The organism is Haemophilus influenzae (assembly GCF_019703545.1).
Lineage (GTDB): Bacteria > Pseudomonadota > Gammaproteobacteria > Enterobacterales > Pasteurellaceae > Haemophilus > Haemophilus influenzae_E.
The window spans coordinates 1473800-1495048 of the sequence record NZ_AP018771.1 but is presented as its reverse complement, the minus strand read 5'-3'; the positions used below and the strand labels follow the sequence as shown (position 1 = coordinate 1495048).

At 37.6% G+C, this 21249-nt stretch carries 13 protein-coding genes; 6 read left to right on the top strand and 7 right to left on the bottom strand.

The features are described 5' to 3' along the window. Window positions 1-150 precede the first annotated feature (150 nt). The 3 genes from K6J66_RS07495 to pntB all read left to right on the top strand — a co-directional run bounded on the left by K6J66_RS07495 (window position 151) and on the right by pntB (window position 5850). Entirely contained in the window at window positions 151-2616 is a 2466-nt protein-coding gene (locus K6J66_RS07495) for a glycogen/starch/alpha-glucan phosphorylase (protein ID WP_038439866.1), read from the top strand. A 260-nt stretch (window positions 2617-2876) separates the two neighbouring features. Continuing rightward, window positions 2877-4415: a Re/Si-specific NAD(P)(+) transhydrogenase subunit alpha gene (gene pntA, locus K6J66_RS07490; protein WP_005631652.1), complete on the top strand. Its 1539-nt coding sequence runs from the start codon at window positions 2877-2879 to the stop codon at window positions 4413-4415. Between the two features lie 10 nt (window positions 4416-4425). Next, window positions 4426-5850 (top strand): Re/Si-specific NAD(P)(+) transhydrogenase subunit beta, encoded by a 1425-nt coding sequence (gene pntB, locus K6J66_RS07485; protein ID WP_005650651.1) that lies wholly within the window; start codon window positions 4426-4428, stop codon window positions 5848-5850. 63 nt (window positions 5851-5913) lie between these two features. Here pntB and K6J66_RS07480 read toward each other — a convergent pair whose 3' ends face one another. Further along, window positions 5914-6831, bottom strand: a complete 918-nt coding sequence (locus K6J66_RS07480) for a LysR family transcriptional regulator (RefSeq protein WP_042594642.1) — start codon at window positions 6829-6831, stop codon at window positions 5914-5916. A gap of 95 nt (window positions 6832-6926) precedes the next feature. Here K6J66_RS07480 and topA point away from each other — a divergent pair, with 95 nt between their 5' ends. Continuing rightward, window positions 6927-9533: a type I DNA topoisomerase gene (gene topA, locus K6J66_RS07475; protein WP_038439864.1), complete on the top strand. Its 2607-nt coding sequence runs from the start codon at window positions 6927-6929 to the stop codon at window positions 9531-9533. A 76-nt stretch (window positions 9534-9609) separates the two neighbouring features. Here the strand turns inward: topA and K6J66_RS07470 are convergent, their stop codons facing one another. Further along, on the bottom strand, window positions 9610-10194 hold the full coding sequence (locus K6J66_RS07470; RefSeq protein ID WP_038439863.1) for an FMN-dependent NADH-azoreductase: 585 nt from the start codon (window positions 10192-10194) through the stop codon (window positions 9610-9612). Between the two features lie 284 nt (window positions 10195-10478). Between K6J66_RS07470 and thrS the strand changes: the two genes are divergently transcribed. Then, window positions 10479-12410, top strand: coding sequence for a threonine--tRNA ligase (thrS, locus tag K6J66_RS07465; protein ID WP_011962039.1), 1932 nt, complete (start codon window positions 10479-10481; stop codon window positions 12408-12410). Window positions 12411-12532: 122 nt separating this feature from the next. Here thrS and K6J66_RS07460 read toward each other — a convergent pair whose 3' ends face one another. The 5 genes from K6J66_RS07460 to ttcA form a co-directional block, all read right to left on the bottom strand. Beyond that, the gene (locus K6J66_RS07460; RefSeq protein ID WP_110442473.1) at window positions 12533-15313 is read right to left on the bottom strand and encodes a M16 family metallopeptidase; all 2781 of its coding nucleotides are present in this window, start codon (window positions 15311-15313) and stop codon (window positions 12533-12535) included. 103 nt (window positions 15314-15416) lie between these two features. Beyond that, window positions 15417-17816 carry a TonB-dependent receptor plug domain-containing protein gene (locus tag K6J66_RS07455; RefSeq protein ID WP_162629714.1) on the bottom strand — a complete coding sequence of 800 codons (2400 nt, stop codon included), beginning with the start codon at window positions 17814-17816 and terminating at the stop codon, window positions 15417-15419. Window positions 17817-17976: 160 nt separating this feature from the next. Beyond that, window positions 17977-18186 (bottom strand): TOBE domain-containing protein, encoded by a 210-nt coding sequence (locus tag K6J66_RS07450; RefSeq protein ID WP_005631673.1) that lies wholly within the window; start codon window positions 18184-18186, stop codon window positions 17977-17979. A gap of 107 nt (window positions 18187-18293) precedes the next feature. Beyond that, window positions 18294-18623 (bottom strand): TusE/DsrC/DsvC family sulfur relay protein, encoded by a 330-nt coding sequence (locus tag K6J66_RS07445; RefSeq protein WP_038439858.1) that lies wholly within the window; start codon window positions 18621-18623, stop codon window positions 18294-18296. Window position 18624: 1 nt separating this feature from the next. Beyond that, window positions 18625-19566 (bottom strand): tRNA 2-thiocytidine(32) synthetase TtcA, encoded by a 942-nt coding sequence (gene ttcA / locus K6J66_RS07440; RefSeq protein WP_038439857.1) that lies wholly within the window; start codon window positions 19564-19566, stop codon window positions 18625-18627. A gap of 149 nt (window positions 19567-19715) precedes the next feature. Between ttcA and mukF the strand changes: the two genes are divergently transcribed. Beyond that, window positions 19716-21050, top strand: coding sequence for a chromosome partition protein MukF (gene mukF, locus K6J66_RS07435; RefSeq protein WP_038439856.1), 1335 nt, complete (start codon window positions 19716-19718; stop codon window positions 21048-21050). The last annotated feature ends 199 nt before the right edge of the window (window positions 21051-21249 follow it).

The following is a 21249-nucleotide window of genomic DNA, read 5'->3' as shown; positions in this document are numbered from 1 at the left end:
TTACAAAGATAAGCATAAAATTCAAACTACTTTTGTAGGGTGTTTGAACAACATTCACGCACTCAAAGAGCGGTCAAATTTTGATTGATTTTTGCAAATTCACACACCCTACGTTAATCATTTCTTAGCATTCTAATAGAGGTTTTACCTATGATAATGGATAACTTTGATTCTCCATTCCAATATAATCGTCCTGAAATGACCGTTGAAGCGATTAAAAAATCAATCGTTTACAAACTCATTTTCTTAATCGGTCGCTCTCCACGTGAAGCGAGCCAACGCGATTGGCTAAATGCAACACTCCACGCTGTGCGTGATTTAGTAACAGAGGGTTGGATCACTACTGCTCGCCAAACTCGTGCGGAAGATTCTCGCCGTGTTTACTACCTTTCAATGGAATTTTTAATCGGACGTACGCTATCTAATGCGATGATTGCAGAAGGCATTTATGGATTAGCACAGGAAGCACTTTCTGAATTAAATGTGGATTTAGAAGAAGTGTTGGAAAAAGAAGTTGATCCTGGCTTGGGCAATGGCGGTTTAGGCCGTTTAGCGGCGTGCTTTATGGATTCGATTGCGACCCTTGGCTTACCAGGTATGGGCTACGGTATTCGTTATGAATATGGTATGTTCCGCCAAAAAATTGAAAACGGTCAGCAAGTAGAACGCCCAGATGCGTGGCTTGAAAAAGGAGCACCTTGGGAATTTATTCGTCCATCAAAACGTTTTACTATAGAATTTGGCGGAAACATTCATTTCGAGGGCAAAAAATGTATTTGGCAAGATACCGAAAAAGTGACCGCACTTGCTTACGATCAAATGATTCCAGGTTATCAAAATAATTCTGCTGCGACATTACGTTTATGGTCGGCACACGCAGGGGAAGTGTTTAACCTTGCCGACTTCAACCGTGGCGAACATTTAGCCGCATTAGAAGAACACTCCGCAAATAAAAACTTATCACGCGTGCTTTACCCTGACGATTCTACGTGGAATGGTCGCGAATTGCGTTTACGTCAAGAGTATTTCTTAGTCTCTGCATCACTTCAAGATATTTTACGCCGTCACAAACGCACCCACGATGGCCTTGAAAACTTGGCAGATAAAGTGGCGATCCACCTAAACGATACTCACCCAGCGTTAGCGATTCCTGAATTAATGCGTATTTTAGTGGATGATGAAGGTTTTGAATGGAAAAAAGCGTGGGAGATGACGCATAATATTTTCTCTTACACCTGCCATACTTTAATGTCCGAAGCGTTAGAAACTTGGCCAGTGGAAATGATGGCGAAAATCTTACCGCGTCATTTACAGATGATTTTTGAAATTAACGATCATTTCTTGGAATATGTCCGCACTTATGTGACGACTGACAACGATTTTATCCGTCGCGTTTCTCTTATCGAAGAAGGCTACCAACGCAAAGTGCGTATGGGATGGCTATCCGTTGTAGGTTCACACAAAATTAACGGGGTTGCCGAAATCCACTCTGATTTAATGGTAACTTCAACCTTTGCCGATTTTGCTCGTATTTTCCCAGAACGCTTTACCAATGTAACAAACGGTATCACACCGCGTCGTTGGTTAGCCGTTGCGAATCCACAATTAGCCGCATTGTTTGATAAATATATCGGCTCAGAATGGCGTTGCGATTTAAGCCAAATCGCAAAACTTAAACCATTCGCACAAGAAAAAGCATTTAAAGAGGCTGTCGCTGACATTAAATTTGCCAATAAAGTGAAATTGGCGGAGTACGTAAAATGCGAGTTAGGGGTAGAGCTTGATCCGCACGCTTTATTTGATGTTCAAGTAAAACGTATTCACGAATACAAACGCCAAATGTTGAACGTGTTGCATATTATCGCTCGCTACAATGAAATGCTTGCCAACCCTGAAAAAGATTGGCAACCTCGCGTATTTATTCTAGCAGGTAAAGCGGCTTCAGCTTATTATGCGGCGAAACAAACCATTCACTTAATCAATGATGTGGCAAATGTAATCAACAACGATGAACGTTTGAAAGGCCGCTTGAAAGTAGTGTTTATCCCGAACTACAGCGTAAGCCTTGCACAGCTTATCATCCCAGCAGCAGATATTTCAGAGCAAATTTCACTTGCAGGTACAGAGGCTTCTGGCACCAGTAATATGAAATTTGCCCTTAACGGTGCATTGACACTCGGTACACTTGACGGTGCGAACGTAGAGATCTTGGAAAACGTGGGTGAAGATAACATCTTTATTTTCGGTAACACTGTGGAGCAAGTTGAGCAACTTCGTCGAGAAGGGTATCGATCATTTGAATACTATCAAAATGATGCTCAATTACGCACCGTCGTGGATCAAATTATTGAAGGTAAATTCTCACCAGAAGATCCTCAACGTTATCATCAACTATTACAAGGCTTGCAATACCACGATTATTATCAAGCGTTCGCTGATTTCCGTAGTTATGTAGAAACTCAAAAAGCCGTAGATGAAAAATATAAACAACGCGACCAATGGATTGAAAGCACCATCCAAAATATCGTGAATATGGGCTTCTTCTCATCTGACCGCACAATTAAAGAGTATGCGGAGAGAATTTGGAAAGTTGAGCCTGTTCAATTAGGTGATTAATAATAAAATTAAAAGCACCACAAGTTTTTTACTTGTGGTGTTTTTTTATGGAAAGTGCGGTAAATTTTTGAGATGTTTTTATGTGGGATTTTTCGTGATCCCTATCACAATATCTTGTAAAACCACTTAAAAACGTTACCTATTTTCATTCAATTAATGATACATTTGCATCCGTTTGACTTTTTGTCATTTTAACGATGAATAGGCGAAGGTTTGTTCATTAATTTCATTAACCCAATCATCAATCAGAGGGAAACAGTATGTTAATTGGTGTACCTAGAGAGCTGCTTGAGAATGAGAGCCGTGTGGCGGCAACGCCGAAAACGGTTCAGCAAATATTGAAATTGGGCTTTGACGTGATCGTTGAACACGATGCAGGTTTTAAAGCTAGTTTTGAAGATCAAGCATTTTTAGAGGCAGGCGCGAAGATCGGTACGTCGGCTGAAATTTGGCAATCGGATATTATCTTCAAAGTAAATGCACCGACAGATGAAGAAATCGCTCAAATGAAGGAAGGGGCAACTCTCGTGAGCTTTATTTGGCGCATGCAAAATCCTGAGTTAATGAAAAAACTCACCGCGAAGAAAATTAATGTGTTAGCAATGGATGCGGTGCCTCGTATTTCTCGTGCGCAAGCATTGGATGCGCTTTCTTCTATGGCGAATATTTCTGGTTATCGTGCTGTCATTGAAGCTGCACATGAATTCGGTAGCTTCTTTACTGGGCAAATTACTGCAGCAGGTAAAGTTCCACCAGCAAAAGTGTTGGTTATTGGTGCGGGTGTGGCTGGTTTGGCGGCAATTGGTGCAGCAAATAGCCTTGGGGCGATTGTTCGTGCTTTTGACTCTCGTCCTGAAGTGAAAGAGCAAGTTCAGAGTATGGGTGCGAGCTTCTTAGAAATTGATTTCAAAGAAGAAGGTGGCAGTGGCGATGGTTATGCGAAAGTGATGTCGGAAGAATTTAACCGTCGTGCGATGGAGCTTTATGCAGAACAAGCTAAAGAAGTCGATATTATTATTACTACGGCAGCCATTCCGGGTAAACCAGCGCCTCGTTTAATCACCAAAGAAATGGTGGATTCAATGAAACCAGGTTCGGTGATTGTGGATTTAGCAGCTGCAACTGGCGGTAACTGTGAATATACGCAAGCAGGGAAAGTTGTTACAACTGAAAACCAAGTGAAAGTGATTGGTTATACAGATTTCCCAAGCCGTTTACCAACGCAATCTTCTCAACTTTATGGCACAAACTTAGTCAATTTATTAAAACTTTTGTGCAAAGAGAAAGATGGCAATATTAATATTGATTTTGAAGATGTGGTTCTTCGCGGTGTAACCGTTGTTCGTGATGGGGAAGAAATTCCACCAGCACAAATTCAAGTGTCTGCACAACCAAAACAAGAAACCAAAGCTGCACCAGTGGCAGAGAAAAAAGAATCTAAACCAACAGATCCTCGTGTGAAATACGGTGTGATGGCTGGTGTTGGCGTGTTATTCCTTTGGTTAGCTTCTGTGGCGCCAGCTGCATTTTTATCACATTTCACCGTATTTGTTTTAGCTTGTGTGGTGGGTTATTACGTGGTTTGGAATGTTAGCCATGCACTTCACACACCATTAATGGCAGTAACAAATGCAATTTCAGGCATTATTATTGTAGGTGCGTTATTACAAATTCGTCAGCCAACAGGCAATCTATTTATCGATGCGTTAGCTTTTGTGGCGATTTTGGTGGCAAGCATCAATATTTTTGGTGGTTTCCGTGTCACACAACGTATGTTAGCAATGTTTAGAAAAGGTTAAGGAGCGCACAATGTCTGAAGGTTTAGTACAGGCTGCGTATATTTTAGCAGCATTACTTTTCATTATGAGCTTGGCAGGACTTTCTAAACATGAAACTGCTAAAGCAGGTTGTTGGTTCGGTATTGTTGGTATGACAATTGCCCTTATCGCAACCATTTTTGGCCCTCATTCTGAAGGAACATTTTGGATCATTATTGCGATGATCATTGGTGGAGCAATCGGTGTTCAACGTGCATTAAAAGTAGAAATGACTGAAATGCCAGAACTTGTGGCGATTCTTCACAGTTTTGTCGGTTTAGCAGCTGTACTCGTTGGCTTTAATAGCTATGGTTTACACCATGAGGCGTTAATGCCAGAAGGATTAGATGCAGCAGCACAAGCCGCATTTGTAGCAGAGCAAGTAGTATTAACGAATATTCATAATGTTGAAGTATTTTTAGGTATTTTTATCGGTGCAGTAACTTTCACTGGTTCTGTTGTTGCATTTGGTAAATTAAGCGGAAAAATTAATTCAAAAGCATTAATGTTACCGCATCGCCATAAATTAAATTTAGCCGCACTTGTGGTATCTGCATTATTGATGGTTGCATTCTTGAATAATCCAGAAAGCATTTTCCCTGTGTTATTAATGACAGCGATTGCGCTTGCATTTGGATGGCACTTAGTGGCATCAATCGGTGGGGCAGATATGCCAGTTGTAGTATCAATGCTTAACTCTTATTCAGGTTGGGCAGCAGCTGCGGCAGGTTTTATGTTGAATAATGATTTGCTGATCGTTACAGGTGCGCTTGTTGGTTCTTCTGGTGCAATTCTTTCTTACATTATGTGTAAAGCGATGAACCGTTCATTTGTGAGCGTCATTGCGGGTGGTTTTGGTAACGATGTTCAAGTTTCTTCAAGCGAAGAACAAGGCGAACACCGTGAAACTACAGCAGAAGAAGTAGCTGAGTTGTTGAAAAATGCAAGTTCTGTGATTATCACGCCGGGATATGGTATGGCTGTTGCACAAGCACAATATCCAGTCGCTGATATTACGGCAAAATTGCGTGAACGTGGTGTGAACGTTCGTTTTGGTATTCACCCTGTTGCAGGACGTTTACCGGGCCACATGAACGTGCTTTTAGCTGAAGCGAAAGTACCTTACGATGTCGTACTTGAAATGGATGAAATCAATGATGATTTTGCTGATACCGATGTGGTATTGGTTATAGGTGCGAACGATACGGTAAACCCAGCGGCGATGGAAGATCCAAATAGCCCAATCGCGGGAATGCCTGTGTTAGAAGTATGGAAAGCACAAAATGTGATTGTGTTCAAACGTTCAATGGCAGTGGGTTACGCTGGCGTACAAAACCCATTATTCTTCAAAGAGAATACGCAAATGCTCTTTGGTGATGCAAAAGATCGCGTTGAAGATATCTTAAAAGCATTATAAAAAACACGCATAAAAATAACCGCACTTTGGGTTGCTTAAGTGCGGTATTTTTATTTATAGCATTTAAATATTATCTTCATGATTTTCCAAAATTTCTGAACACAAGCCCAATCCAGATAAAAATTCAATAAATGCCCGCACTTTTATTGGTAAATGTCTTCTGTTTGGATAGACCACATGAATTTCTAATTTTTGTTGTTTATATTCTGGCAATATTTCAATAAGCTCGCCTTTTTCAAAGGCTCTACCTAAAATAAATTTTGGTAAATTAGCAATACCTAGTCCCGCTTTTGCCATATTTAATAAGGCAAAACCGCTATTGCTTACCACTTTGGATTGGATTTTGAAACGTTGGGTTTGATTTATACGTGAACCAACCCAATTTACCTGATTCATTGCATTTTTATAAAGTAAGCCATTGTGATGTTCTAAATCATCAGGCGTTTGTGGAATACCATTCGTTTCAAGATAATTAGGCGACGCTGCAAAATGAACAGTAGTAGTTCCTATTTTACGTGAAACCAACGAGCTATCTTCCATATAACCAATACGAAGAGCAAGATCATAGCCTTCGGATAATAAATCGATTTTCTTATCATTAAATTCAACTTCAATATGCAAATGAGGATGCTTAGCCATAAAAGTGGGTAAATTTGGTGCAATAAAAAGTAAACCAAAATCACGAGGAACGGAAATCAGTAAATTTCCTTGTAATGAACTGGTAAGGTGGGTGATGCTGGAATCTGCTTCATCTAAATCAAGCAAAATTCCTTGGCAACGTTGATAATACATCATTCCAGCTTCAGTAGGCATAATTTTTCTGGTGGTACGTTGTAACAATCGTGTTTTTAAATGTTCTTCTAATTGTGAAACTAATTTGCTTGCCATCGCCACAGAAATATTTTGTTGCTTTGCTGCCAAAGTAAAACTTTGGGTTTCAATGACTTTGCAGAAAATAGAAATCGCGTTGAGTTTATCCATTTATAGACCTTTTTTGAAAAAATGCTTGATTTTGCCAACATAACTTTGCACTATACCGCCAATTTTACAAAATTCTAGTAATATTAGGTAATCAAATGAGTAAATCCTTGGTGATTGTGGAGTCGCCAGCAAAAGCAAAAACTATTAATAAGTATTTAGGTAGCCAATATGTCGTGAAATCGAGCGTGGGACATATTCGTGATTTGCCGACGGTTGGTTCTAGTACAGGTGAAAAAGCTAAACCAATTTCAACCAAAGGTATGGATGCCGAAGAAAAAGCAAAAATTAAGGCAGAAAAGGAACGTAACGCCTTAGTTAAACGTATGGGGATTGATCCTTATCACGATTGGAAAGCAAATTATCAGATTCTGCCTGGTAAAGAAAAAGTGGTTTCCGAATTAAAGTCGCTTGCTAAAAAAGCAGATCACATTTATCTCGCAACCGACTTGGATAGAGAAGGGGAAGCGATTGCGTGGCATTTACGTGAAGTGATTGGTGGTAACGATGATCGTTTTAGTCGCGTGGTGTTTAACGAAATAACTAAAAATGCCATTAAACAGGCTTTTGAAAAGCCTGAACAATTAAATATGGATCGTGTTAATGCTCAACAAACTCGTCGTTTTTTAGATAGAGTAGTGGGCTTTATGGTGTCGCCATTACTTTGGAAAAAAGTGGCACGCGGGCTTTCTGCTGGTCGAGTTCAATCGGTTGCGGTTAAATTATTAGTCGAACGCGAGCGTGAAATTAAAGCGTTCCAGCCTGAAGAATATTGGGAAGTTGCCGTCCTTACAAATAATCAAAATAAACAAGCTATACGCTTGGATGTTACGGATTATAAAGGCAAGAAATTTGATCCAAAAAATCAAAAAGAAGCACAAAGTGCGGTAGATTTTCTGAATGTTTCAGATTACGTTGTCACAGATTTAGAAACTAAGCCAACAAGTTCTCGCCCTCGAGCACCATTTATTACATCAACGCTTCAACAAACTGCAAGTACTCGCTTGGGATTTGGCGTTAAGAAGACAATGATGTTAGCTCAACGTTTATATGAAGCGGGTTACATTACTTATATGCGTACGGATTCAACCAATTTGAGTCAAGATGCGCTTAATATGGCGCGTAGCTATATTGAAAATCATTTTGGTGCACAATATTTACCAGAAAAACCAAATTTCTATTCTAGTAAAGAAAATGCGCAAGAGGCGCATGAGGCTATTCGTCCATCGGATATTCGAGCATTGCCTGAATCTTTAGAGGGAATGGAAAAAGATGCGGTACGCCTTTATGATTTAATTTGGCGTCAATTCTTAGCATGTCAAATGCCACCTGCACAATATGATAGTAGCACGCTGACCGTTACCGCTGGCGATTATACCTTGAAAGCAAAGGGAAGAATTTTACGTTTTGATGGTTGGACAAAAGTATTGCCACAGATAGGTAAAAATCCTGAAGATCAAGAATTGCCTTCAGTTACTGTGTCAGAAAAACTTGCTTTAAAAGAAGTGCAACCAACACAACACTTTACCAAACCACCTGCTCGTTTTACTGAAGCGGCTTTAGTAAAAGAATTGGAAAAACGTGGTATTGGCAGACCTTCCACTTATGCGGCAATTATTTCCACTATTCAAGAACGTGGTTATGTTCGTACTGAAAATCGTCGTTTCTATGCAGAAAAAATGGGCGAAATTGTGACTGATCGCCTCAATGAGTCTTTTGGTGAATTAATGAATTACGATTTCACCGCGAATATGGAAGATACTTTAGATAAAATTGCCTCTGGTTCAGTAAATTGGAAAACTGAATTGAATCAATTCTTTAAGGATTTTTCTAGCCAGCTTTCTAAAGCTGAATTAGATGAACTTGAAGGCGGTATGCGCCCGAATAATCTCGTGGAAACCGATATTAAATGCCCAACCTGTGACAGAAATATGGCCATTCGTACGGCAAGTACGGGGGTATTTTTAGGATGCTCGGGTTATGCATTGCCGCCAAAAGAGCGGTGTAAAACGACGATTAATTTAATTCCTGAAGCGGAATTATTAAATGTTTTAGATGAATCTTCAGAAACTAAAGCATTAATGGATCGTAAACGTTGCACAAAATGTGGAACGGCAATGGACAGCTATGTAATCGATGCCCATCGTAAAATCCATATTTGCGGTAATAATCCAAATTGTGATGGGTATTTAATTGAAGAAGGCTCATTCAAAATTAAAGGTTATGATGGCCCTGTTGTTGAGTGTGATAAATGCGGTGCCGATATGCATCTAAAACTTGGTCGTTTTGGCAAGTATATGGGATGTACAAATTGTGATAACACGCGCAAAATTTTGAAAAATGGCGAGGTCGCACCACCGAAAGAAGAGCCAGTACATTTCCCTGAGTTAAAATGCGAAAAATCTGATGCATATTTTGTATTGCGTGATGGTGCGAGTGGTGTATTTATGTCAGCCCATAACTTCCCTAAATCACGCGAAACACGCCCAGTTAAAATCGCTGAACTAGTGCAATATCGCGAGCGTTTACCTGAAAAATTAGCTTATTTAGCCGATGCTCCACAAAAAGACCCAGAAGAGAATGAAGCGATTGTTCGTTTTAGTCGCAAAGAGAAAAAACAATATGTCACTTCTGAAAAAGAGGGAAAAGCGACGAAATGGATTGTTGATTTCACCAATGGAAAATGGGTTGAACGAAAGAAATAAGAAGAAAAGTGCGGTAAAATTACCGCACTTTTTTGTTTTTAATACATTTTCTTATGTTTTGTAGATTATCTGAGGATTAAAGGTTTGCTACAATTTCATTAATTTTATTTTTTGCGGACGCTTGGGCTTTTTCAATCGCCTCTGGCCCGAATCCAATGCCTTGTGCATAAACAAATTGCACATCTGTGATACCGATAAAACCTAAAATTGATTTCATATATTGTGTCACTAGATTTTCTTCATCATACAATCCACCAAATGCACATAACACAATGGCTTTTTTGCCTTTTAATAAACCCTCAGAGCCGTTTGCTGTATATTGGAAAGTAACGCGCGGACGTGCGATAAAATCAAAATAGCTTTTTAATTGTGTTGGAACGTTTAAATTATACATCGGCGCACCAATTATCAATGTTTGTGCGTTTTTTAATTCTTCGATTAGTTTATCAGACAACGCTAGAAGTTGTTTTTCTTCTGTTGTTTTTGGTTCTCCACGCACAGCAATTGCGGCTGCGGTATCAAAATATGGAAGAGGTTGTTGGGATAAATCGCGTACTACAATGTTATTACCTTGTAATTTTTCGATAACATAATCAACTAATTGATTAGTCTGAGAGTTATTTCCTGAAATGCTAGATTTTAATACTAATACGTTGCTCATTTTTATTCCTTAACAGTGTATTTAAAAGTGCGGTTATTTTAGCCTTTATTTTTAGGATATAAAGCCCCTAGTCAGAAAAACATTATTTCCTTTCTGTAAAATATGTGCATTTATTTAACAATACCTTAAGAAAGTGATAGAATTCGCCACGCATTTTTTGCCTAATTTCGCTCGTTCAATGGTAGGAATGAAGCCAAGTAGGGCAAAAGTGCGGTTAATTTTTATAGAATTTTAAACGAACACGTCACCTTTCGTATGGGTGACCACTGTATAAGGAAAAAACAATGCCAATTATTACTTTACCTGACGGTTCCCAACGTCAATTCGATAATCCTGTTTCTGTTCTTGAAGTCGCACAAGATATTGGTGCGGGTCTTGCTAAAGCCACTATCGCAGGCCGTGTAAATGGAGAACGTCACGATGCGTGCGATATTATCGAGCAAGATGCAACGTTAGAAATTATTACTGCAAAAGATGAAGACGGTTTAGAGATTATCCGCCATTCTTGCGCTCACTTGCTTGGACACGCTATTAAACAATTATTCCCAGATGTAAAAATGGCAATTGGCCCAACCATTGAAAATGGCTTCTATTATGATGTAGATTTAGATCGCTCTTTAACCCAAGAAGATATTGATGCAATCGAAAAACGTATGTTGGAATTGGCAAAAACCAATTATGACGTCGTGAAAAAACGTGTTACTTGGCAAGAAGCGCGTGATACCTTTGAAAAACGCGGCGAGCCATACAAAATGGCAATTTTAGATGAAAACATTGAACGTACTGCAATGCCTGCGTTATATCATCACTTAGAATATATTGACATGTGCCGTGGCCCACACGTGCCAAATATGCGTTTCTGTCAGCATTTCAAATTACAAAAAGTCGCTGGTGCGTACTGGCGTGGCGACAGCAAAAACAAAATGTTACAACGTATCTATGGTACGGCTTGGGCGGATAAAAAACAACTTGCTGAATATTTAACACGCTTAGAAGAAGCGGCAAAACGTGATCATCGTAAAATTGGTAAAGCATTAGATTTATATCATATGCAAGAAGAAGCGCCAGGTATGGTATTCTGGCACAATGATGGCTGGACAATTTTCCGTGAGCTTGAAACGTTCGTGCGTACTAAATTAAAACAATACGATTATCAAGAAGTAAAAGGCCCGTTTATGATGGATCGCGTGTTGTGGGAAAAAACAGGTCACTGGCAAAATTACGCAGATTTAATGTTCACAACCCAATCTGAAAACCGTGAATACGCAATTAAACCGATGAACTGTCCAGGACACGTTCAAATTTTTAATCAAGGTTTAAAATCTTACCGTGATTTACCAATCCGTATGGCAGAATTTGGTTCTTGTCATCGTAATGAGCCATCGGGTTCTTTACACGGTTTAATGCGTGTGCGTGGCTTTACTCAAGATGATGCGCATATTTTCTGTACTGAAGATCAAATTGAGAGCGAAGTAACTAGCTGTATTAAAATGGTGTACGACATTTATAGCACCTTTGGTTTCACTAATATCGCAGTAAAACTTTCTACTCGCCCTGAAAATCGTATCGGTTCAGATGAAATGTGGGATCGTGCGGAAGCAGGTCTTGCTGCAGCCTTAGCACACAACGGTCTTGAATATGAAATTCAAGAAGGTGAAGGTGCATTCTATGGTCCAAAAATTGAGTTTGCACTACGAGATTGTTTAGGTCGTGAATGGCAATGTGGTACCGTGCAATTAGACTTCGCATTACCAGGTCGTTTAGATGCAACTTATGTAGCAGAAGATAATAGCCGTAAAACCCCTGTCATGATTCACCGTGCGATTTTAGGTTCTATTGAGCGTTTCATTGGTATTATTACTGAAGAATATGCAGGTTTCTTCCCTGCATGGTTAGCCCCAACCCAAGCAGTTGTAATGAATATCACTGATAGCCAAGCAGACTATGTACAGAAAGTCGCAAAACAGCTTTCTGATGTAGGTTTACGTGTGAAAACTGATTTACGTAACGAAAAAGTGGGCTTCAAAATTCGTGAACATACTTTACGCCGTGTGCCTTATATGCTTGTTTGTGGTGATAAAGAAATCGCAGAAGGCAAAGTGGCAGTACGTACCCGTAAAGGTGCTGATTTAGGCACATTTACCGTGGAAGAATTTGCGGAAATCTTGAAAAATCAAGTAAGAAGCCGTGAATTAAAGTTATTGAATGAAGAGTAATACTTCTCGAAAATAACCAATATAATTTATTGTTTCAACAGTGATTTTAATTTAACGGTGATCGTTTAAGCGATCACCGTTATTTTTATCTGTTTCAGATCTGTTGAGATTTCATTTATTTTCTAATAAGCAGCTGCTTTTAATACGCTGATAAATCTGCCTGATTTTTTTAGGGCTTTTTGCGCCAACGCATCTATTGTGGCTTTTGTCGCTAACTGATCTAAATGTTGATAGGTATAAATGGCATCTGGATTATCTTGTTGCCAGTAACTTTCTTCAATAATTGAAGCAATTGAAACTAAAGAATCAAATTCACGTCGAATCTGAGTATGTTGTTCCGCTAGTTTTTTACGTAATAAGTTTTCATCAATGCCATTTTTTATAATGTCATCTAGTACCTGATTTGTAAGATGCGTAAGTTCCTCCACGCGCTTAGGGTCGCAACTAAATTCAATTTTTCCCTCAATTTGTGGTGCATGAACATCTTGTATAAACCAACTATTTACAGAATAAATACCAGAAACTTTTTCACGTAGAATTAAGCGTAATTTTTCTTGCACAATATCCGCAAGAATATTGAATAAATATTTTTGTTCTGTTCGCCAAGTATTATCTGCGGTAAGGTATATTTCTACATCAGCTCTCGGTTCTTTCAAACCATTCATAATAAATGATTGAGTTGGTGTATGAATAATAGTCGGGACAAAATGGCGGATCTGAGTTTTCGATTCAACAGAAGCTAAATAACGTTCTGCCAATTTCTTTACTTGATTAAGTTCAATATCGCCAATAATAAAATAGGTAAAATCTGTTTTATCTAAAATATAACGTTGATAAGCGTTACTTAATTGGTTTTTATCAAATGCTAATTGCTGTGCTTGTTTTTGAGTATAGACGGTTTCAATATTTGGAAAACGTAGTTTTGAAACGGCTTGCATAAATTGTGTTTCTAAATCAATCTGTTTGAAATAATCACGGGTTTCACGTCGATATTTTTCTAAGGCAAGATCGGATATAGGAGAAGAACGTAATTTTAAGCGGAACAATGTCAGTAAATTTTCCAAATCCTTAGGTTTAGATACACCAGTAAAGCCTTGTTTATCATCATCAATCACAGTTGCAATTACCAATGGATCGCGCGAAAAAATTTGATTAACCGCAGAAAGAGAAAGTTCTCCAACACCTGTTTCATCAACTACACTAACGGCAGCACGTAATAAGTGATAGTCCTTATTTGGGATAGAACGTAAACCACCTTGAGTAACAGCACGAAAATGTACTTGATTTGGAGTTTTGTCACTATAGTGATAGATCAATTTACTTCCATTACTTAAACGAAATTCATAAATATCGCCGCGATCCCAATATTTTTCTTGAGAAAGTGAGCCTGTGTTAAATGTGAAGTGCGGTAATTTTTCGATTTGTTTTTTTTCATCCCATTGGTGTTGTTGCATTTCCATTGCATTGTTCCAACGAGTTTCTATTTCTGCAACATCAAAAGGCAAGGCTTTTTGTGGCAAAGGTTGAGTGATTAATAATAATTTTGCTTTTAATGCTAAGGTTTGGTTTAACGTGCGTTGTAAATCAGCTAATGTAATTTGAGATAAAAAACGTTTATTGAGTTCATAACGATCATTTACGCTCAATACCACTTGCTTATTTGCCACAGAAGTAATGAGATCATCGGCAATTTTTAAGCTACCAGAACGAATATTTAATTGTTTTTCATTGAGTTGAGTTACGCGTTTAATTTCGCCGTTTAATTCATTTTGAGTAAAACCTTGTTGTTTTATACTGGCAATAAAGGCAAATAATTTATCTATCGTTTTTGAATATTGTGTATCTATAAGCTGGAGAGAAAAAATGCTTTGTAGTGTTTCTTTACCTAAATGAGTGCGATAAAAATTTGCAGAATCTACGCCATTTTCTGTTTCCTTTTCCCATTGCTGTAAACGTAAGTTAAGCAATCGAGTGGTAATTTGCTGAATTAATTCCTGTTTATAACTCGCTAATGTATTGGTTTCAATTGTATTTTCAAAAAAACTTAATTCAATACTCGGAATTGTTGTGCCTTGTTCTGAAATAGAATCTAATCGCCATTTGTTGATAAGAGGAATATTAAAATCAATTTTTTCCAATGTTGTTTTAGTAATTGGGTTTTCTTGAGATAGGTTTTGTTTTAATAGTTTTACTACTTGTTTTGTATCAATATCGCCTACAATAATTACTGACATATTATCTGGTCGATACCATTTGTGGTAAAAATCAGCGACGCGTTTAGCTGAAATTGTTTTAATAATATCCATATCTCCAATAGGATCACGCAACACATAACGAGAACCAGCCATTTCAATAGCACTTTTCTTATTGCCAATACGTAGCATTGGGCTTAAACGTCTCCGCCATTCTTCTTGTACTACGCCACGTTCGCCATCCACATCTTTAGGCAAAAAAGTAATATTATTCATCCATTCATTGATGACATCAAACGCCAATTCTAATTTTTGCTGATTGTTGCTATCTAAATTTAAAGTATAGACTGTATTTTCAAAATCGGTGAAAGCATTAATATCTCGTGCAAACTTCATTCCAAGTTTTTCTAACGCATTAATAATTTGATTTTCTGGATATTTCTTTGAGCCATTAAATGCCATATGCTCAACTAAATGAGCAATGCCTTTTTGATCGTCATCTTCGTGCATAGATCCAGTATTGATCACTAATCGAATATAAACGCGTTCTTTGGGTTCAGTATTTTTTAATACAAAATATTGCAGACCATTTGATAGTTTACCGTGCTGAATATTTGGATCAAAAGGTAAATTATTATTGGGCGATAGTTCCAATGATTGACAAGCAATTAGTGAAAAGATAAGTAAAAAAAGTGCGGTTGTTTTTTTCATTATTTTACCTAGAAAAAAGAAAACTCTATGCTAAGTAAAAATAAGCGTAGAGTAGGGCTGGTGGATGTTGCAAAAGCCCACAAGCCCTATACATTGAAGAATATTAGAATTGATAGCCAACTTCTAGCCAAAATTCACGCCCAGGCGTATAAACACCATATTCATCGCTGGTGGAAATAGTAGTGACTTTATTTTTACGTGTTTTATTGAGAACATTTAAAATATCTACTTGCATATAAACGCTATGTTTACCTCGAATGGTTGGCTGCCAACGAATGCTACTGTCCCATTGTGTATGTCTGCCATAGTGATAGCTACGGAAGCGTGAAATGCCATCATCGTTATCGCTATCAAGTTCCTCATAGCTACGAATTGGGGCTTTCATATACACTTTATTTGACCAAGTAATATCGTAATCTGGTATCGTCATATCAATACCTAAACGAGCAATCCAATCTTCAGTGTTACTATTAACTTGTCGTAACATTTCACGATAAGGCATTAATTTACCATCTAAAGAAACAAGTTTATTTAGATCAAATTCTTCGCCATCGGCTCGTTTTGTATTTAACCAATCAAAACCAAGTGACGTAGTCCAATAAGTTTTACCTAATTTCCAAGGTTCAATATTATTAAGTTGGAAAGTATAAATATCAACACCAAACGGACGTCCATTGATATAACTAGTTTTTCTTTTACCCCTTATAGGATCTCGTTTCAATATGATACGATTCTTATTATCACGATGAATATAACCAAGTTTTAGTGCTAAATTACCCATATTCTGATCAAAACTTAAGCTTAATTCATCTGCATAAGGCGTTTTAAGGGATGAAAAGTTCTGATGCTGACGTGTTGAATCATTATTGAGCTTTAAAATACCATTCGCTAATTTTAACGAAGCAAAAGAACGACCGTAATAACGATTTAAACCTAGTGTAAATCCTGTATTATCCCAAGGACGGTAACGAGCAACAAAGCGCGGGGCAATATTATTGTTTTTTAAATAATCATCACGTTCAATACGAATACCTGGTCGAAATTCAAATTTATTCCATTTTATTAGATCTTCAGCATAAGCCACGATATTCTGATAGGTGGTTTTTACACGACCTTTTGATGTTGTGCTATTTGATAATGGTATTTCTTTTATAGGGTTTCCGTCTTTATTAAGCATAATTAGGGTTACTTTTTGGTGAACATCTTGTGGACGATAGAATTGATATTTAGTTGCCTGATAAATTCCTCCAATAGAAATAGAATGCTCCGTAGAAGCTAAATAAAAAGGATCCATTACATATTCAGTTGAAAAATGCAAATTATCTTGGGTTAAATGGCTATTACCATACCCGCCTTTTTCGAAATTATAAAGTGGATCATCATTTTCATCTGACACCGATGTTGTTTCAACACTATTCGAGGATGATTTACGCTTATCCTGAAAACGATCGTATGCTAAGGTATTTGTCCAAACGCCAGAGTTGAATGAATGTACCCAAGCAAGCGTTGATCCCAATGCTTGATGATAATCGCTTACGTTGTTATTTATATTTTCCTTGAAATATTTCAATTCCTTATAATTTGAATAACGTAAACCAAATTCAATTCGTTCTTTTTCTTGCGGTGTCCAATTGAAATTTAATAAAAGATTATCGGAAAGTCGTTGATGATTTTGCTTATCTAGTTGTGCTTTATTCTTGGCATTTTTATCAAAGCCAATTAAACGATTTTGTTCAATAGATGATGTTCTACGGCTATAGCCAAAAACCATTCCTAAATTATCATTTAGCCTTTTTTCAGCCAAAATATTGAATGTTTGTTTATTGTATTTAGGTTGTAACTCTGCCACTCCGACATCATCTGGACGTACCAACTTCAGTATTTTTTGTACTGAGTCTCCAGCTTCCATTTTTGCCCAAGAGGAATTTGTCGTGCGATATTTAAGTTTTATGCTATCAGTGCCACTATATTGTTTCGTTTTAGCGATAACGGCACCACCCATAAAGCCACCTAAGCTAGCAGAAATATTACTATCTTGTACTTCCACTTTAGAAAGCATAGTCGCATCAAAAAAATAAGCTTGAGTGTGACTAATTCCTGGCACAACTTGCATAGCACCGTCAAAAATACTGCTATCAATAGCAAGATCATTATTTATATTGACATTATCAACAAAGTAGGCGGTTTGATTTGGATCGGCGCCGTTAATTGAAATATTTTCAGGCTTGATTTCACCACGTTGAAAACCATTTTGGTCGCTATTTTCATAACGAATATGGGGATTGGAACGAAGATAATCAGTGATGTTACCGTTTGATGTAGGAGTTTTACTTATCTCGTCAGAAGAGAGCGTTTTAACGGAAGAAAGCGATTTATTATTGTCGCCATAAACAACAATTTCGGGCAATATATTTTTGTTGGTTGTTTCAATAGTTTTCCCCATAACAAATGGACTGACAAATGTTGGGCAGAATAATAACATTAATGGCTTTTTTTGATACATAGTATAGTTCCCTAAAATAAAGATGCAAATAAGAATGATTATTATTTTATTTTTAAAATTTATGAATGCAAGGGGAATTCGACTTAAAATAGGTATCAAATAAATAAAAAACCGCACTTTAAAAGTGCGGTTATATTCAATTCTGTTTGTATGGAAGAAATTATTCTACGCCAACCATTACAGAAGTTGCTTTGATGATTGCGTATGCTTCTTTACCAACTTCTAAGTTTAATTCTTTAACTGCTGCTAAAGACACAGTAGAAGAAAGTACGTTACCGCCACCGATATCGATGTGAACGATTGCATTTACTGAACCGTTTTCGATTGAAACAACTTTACCCTTTAATTGGTTTCTAGCACTAATTTTCATAACATTTCCTTGTTAGTTAGGGTTTAAAAGAGCCTGTATTTTATCTTACAAAAAACAAGTCGTAAATAAACTCAGAGTTTAAAACTTTCAGAAAATTGACCGCACTTTTATAGGCATTTTGCAGGTTTCGGCAAGCCTGCTAATTTTGTGGCTTGTTTTGCTGGGCCTTCAGGAAATAAGCGTTGCAGATAACGGCTATTACCTTTATCCGCACCAAGCTTTTCAGCTATGGCTTTTACCAACATACGGATGGCTGGGGAGGTGTTATATTCTTGATAAAAGTCTCGCACAAAATAAATCACTTCCCAATGGGCATCTGTTAATTCAATATTTTCTAACTGTGCAATAGCTTGAGCGACATCTTCGTTCCATTGTTGGCTATGGAGTAAATAACCGTCTTTGTCAGTTTCAACTTCAATTCCATTGATATTCAACATATTAATTCACTTCTTTAAAGTTAATCATTTCCTTGTTTGAAAAATCGGTTTGATCTTCGTCCTCAAATTGCATTGGCGTGATTCGTTCTTCATCAAATGCGGTATCGCCCTCAATGCCATCAATTAGTTGGCCATGTTTGATGCCTTTGAAATCAAATAATTTCGGATCACACATATGTGACAATGTAATGTTTTGCATTGCGCTAAACATAGTTTCTAAGCGTCCAGGATATTGACGATCCCAAGTATTAAGCATTTCTTTTACCACTTGGCGTTGAAGATTTGGTTGTGAGCCACATAGGTTACAAGGAATAATCGGAAATTCCTTCGCGATGGCATATTTCTCAATATCTTTTTCTTTGCAATAAGCAAGCGGACGAATCACAATTTGTTTACCATCGTCAGAAATCAATTTAGGTGGCATGGATTTCATTTTGCCGCCATAAAACATATTTAAAAATAGTGTCGCTAACATATCGTCTCGGTGGTGTCCTAAAGCGATTTTGGTTGCACCAAGTTCTGTGGCGGTACGATATAAAATTCCACGGCGTAGGCGAGAGCAGAGTGAACAAGTGGTTTTTCCTTCTGGAATTTTTTCTTTCACAATTCCGTAAGTATTTTCTTGTACGATTTTGTAATCTACGCCAATGCTTTCTAAATATTCAGGCAATACGTGCTCTGGAAAACCTGGTTGCTTTTGATCAAGGTTTACCGCAACAATATCAAATTTAATTGGTGCACTTTGCTGTAAATTCAACAAAATATCGAGAAGCGTATAACTGTCTTTGCCTCCAGATAAACACACCATGACTTTATCGCCATCTTCAATCATACCAAAATCTGCAATGGCGTTGCCTACATTACGGCGAAGACGTTTTTGTAATTTATTGAAATTATAGCTTTGTTTTTTTTCTTGTTGGGCTAACTGGGTTAATTCGCTCATTCTGTTATCTTTAGTTATTCATGAAAGGTGCACATTATACGTGAAAAATAGGAAAAGTGCGGTCAATTCAAAAGAAGATTTTTAAGATCCGCAAAAAATCCTGTATAATCTTTCCAATTTTTTGTTCAATTTTAACGCTTTGCAATTCAATGATTGAAACATCCCAAACTATTCCTGAACTCGTCTCTTGGGCAAAAGATCGCGAGTTTTCTTTGAATTTACCTACCGAACGCTTGGTTTTCCTGCTGGCGATTGCAATTTATAACAACGAACGTTTAGACGGCGAAATGTTAGAAACCGATCTTGTGGATATTTTCCGCCACACGATGAATGCTTTTGAGCAATCCACCGATGCCATTGCAACACGAGCGAATAATGCAATTAATGAATTAGTGAAACAACGTTTGTTAAACCGTTTTAGTAGCGAATTTACTGAAGGCTTGGCGATTTATCGTTTAACACCATTAGGTGTTGGCGTGTCTGATTATTACATTCGTCAGCGTGAATTTTCTGCATTGCGTCTTTCAGTGCAACTTTCCATTGTGGCAGATGAAATTCAACGCGCTTCTGATTCTGCGGAAGAGGGGGTGGAGAGTAATGAAAGTGAACATTATTGGCGTCGCAATGTGTTTGCGCCATTAAAATATTCCGTTGCAGAGATTTTTGATAGCATCGATCTTTCACAACGTATTATGGATGAAAACCAGCAAAGTATTAAAGATGAAATTGCAGAGCTTCTTACTAAAGATTGGCAAGCGGCGATTTCAAGCTGTGAACGTTTATTAGATGAAACATCAGGGAATTTACGTGAATTGCAAGATACGCTAAATGCGGCAGGGGATAAACTTCAAGCGCAATTATTGCGTATTCAAGATTGTGTGATTGGGCGAGATGATTTGTATTTTATTGATCAATTAATTACCGATTTACAATCTAAACTTGACCGAATTATTAGCTGGGGACAACAAGCCATAGACTTATGGATTGGTTATGACCGCCATGTGCATAAATTTATCCGAACTGCCATTGATATGGATAAAAATCGTGTATTCTCACAACGTTTACGTAATTCTATTCATCATTATTTTGAGCATCCTTGGTTCTTATGGACAGCGCAAGCTGAGCGTTTAGTTGATCTACGTGATGAAGAAATGGTGTTGCGTGAAGATGATGCTTTAGGTGAATTGCCGGAAGAATTGCAATACGAATCCCTTTCTGATTTACATGATCAAATTGTAGAGCATATGCAAGGCTTACTGATTGCTTATCGTGAAAATAACCGTCCGATTGATTTGAGTTTAGTGTTAAAAGAACAACTGGAAAATTATCCACTTTCTCGTCATTTTGATGTGGCTCGAATCATTGTTGATCAAGCCGTACGTCTTGGTATGGCAAATGATGATTTATCGGGTATTTATCCAGCTTGGCAAGCAATTAATAAACGTGGCGCAGAAGTGCAAGCGCATGTGATTGATAAGTATTGATTTTAAGATAATTTAAAAGCTAATTTCGACGGAATTACTTTTGTTAGATTTCCCCAATCCCTCTTTGCTAAATGGGGGAATAATAATGAAATAATCGATATTGAGATTATTTCATTGTGTTAAAAAATGCTGAAGTAATCAGCAAGAATTGATTTGTTAAAGAATATCCCCCTCTTTAGCAAAGAGGGGCCAGGGGAGA

Bases quoted from the DNA above. Each gene is read 5' to 3' on its own strand.
- K6J66_RS07495 (WP_038439866.1), top strand. From the start codon at position 151: ATGATAATGGATAACTTTGATTCTCCATTCCAATATAATCGTCCTGAA.
- pntA (WP_005631652.1), top strand. From the start codon at position 2,877: ATGTTAATTGGTGTACCTAGAGAGCTGCTTGAGAATGAGAGCCGTGTG.
- pntB (WP_005650651.1), top strand. From the start codon at position 4,426: ATGTCTGAAGGTTTAGTACAGGCTGCGTATATTTTAGCAGCATTACTT.
- K6J66_RS07480 (WP_042594642.1), bottom strand. From the start codon at position 6,831: ATGGATAAACTCAACGCGATTTCTATTTTCTGCAAAGTCATTGAAACC.
- topA (WP_038439864.1), top strand. From the start codon at position 6,927: ATGAGTAAATCCTTGGTGATTGTGGAGTCGCCAGCAAAAGCAAAAACT.
- K6J66_RS07470 (WP_038439863.1), bottom strand. From the start codon at position 10,194: ATGAGCAACGTATTAGTATTAAAATCTAGCATTTCAGGAAATAACTCT.
- thrS (WP_011962039.1), top strand. From the start codon at position 10,479: ATGCCAATTATTACTTTACCTGACGGTTCCCAACGTCAATTCGATAAT.
- K6J66_RS07460 (WP_110442473.1), bottom strand. From the start codon at position 15,313: ATGAAAAAAACAACCGCACTTTTTTTACTTATCTTTTCACTAATTGCT.
- K6J66_RS07455 (WP_162629714.1), bottom strand. From the start codon at position 17,816: ATGTATCAAAAAAAGCCATTAATGTTATTATTCTGCCCAACATTTGTC.
- K6J66_RS07450 (WP_005631673.1), bottom strand. From the start codon at position 18,186: ATGAAAATTAGTGCTAGAAACCAATTAAAGGGTAAAGTTGTTTCAATC.
- K6J66_RS07445 (WP_038439858.1), bottom strand. From the start codon at position 18,623: ATGTTGAATATCAATGGAATTGAAGTTGAAACTGACAAAGACGGTTAT.
- ttcA (WP_038439857.1), bottom strand. From the start codon at position 19,566: ATGAGCGAATTAACCCAGTTAGCCCAACAAGAAAAAAAACAAAGCTAT.
- mukF (WP_038439856.1), top strand. From the start codon at position 19,716: ATGATTGAAACATCCCAAACTATTCCTGAACTCGTCTCTTGGGCAAAA.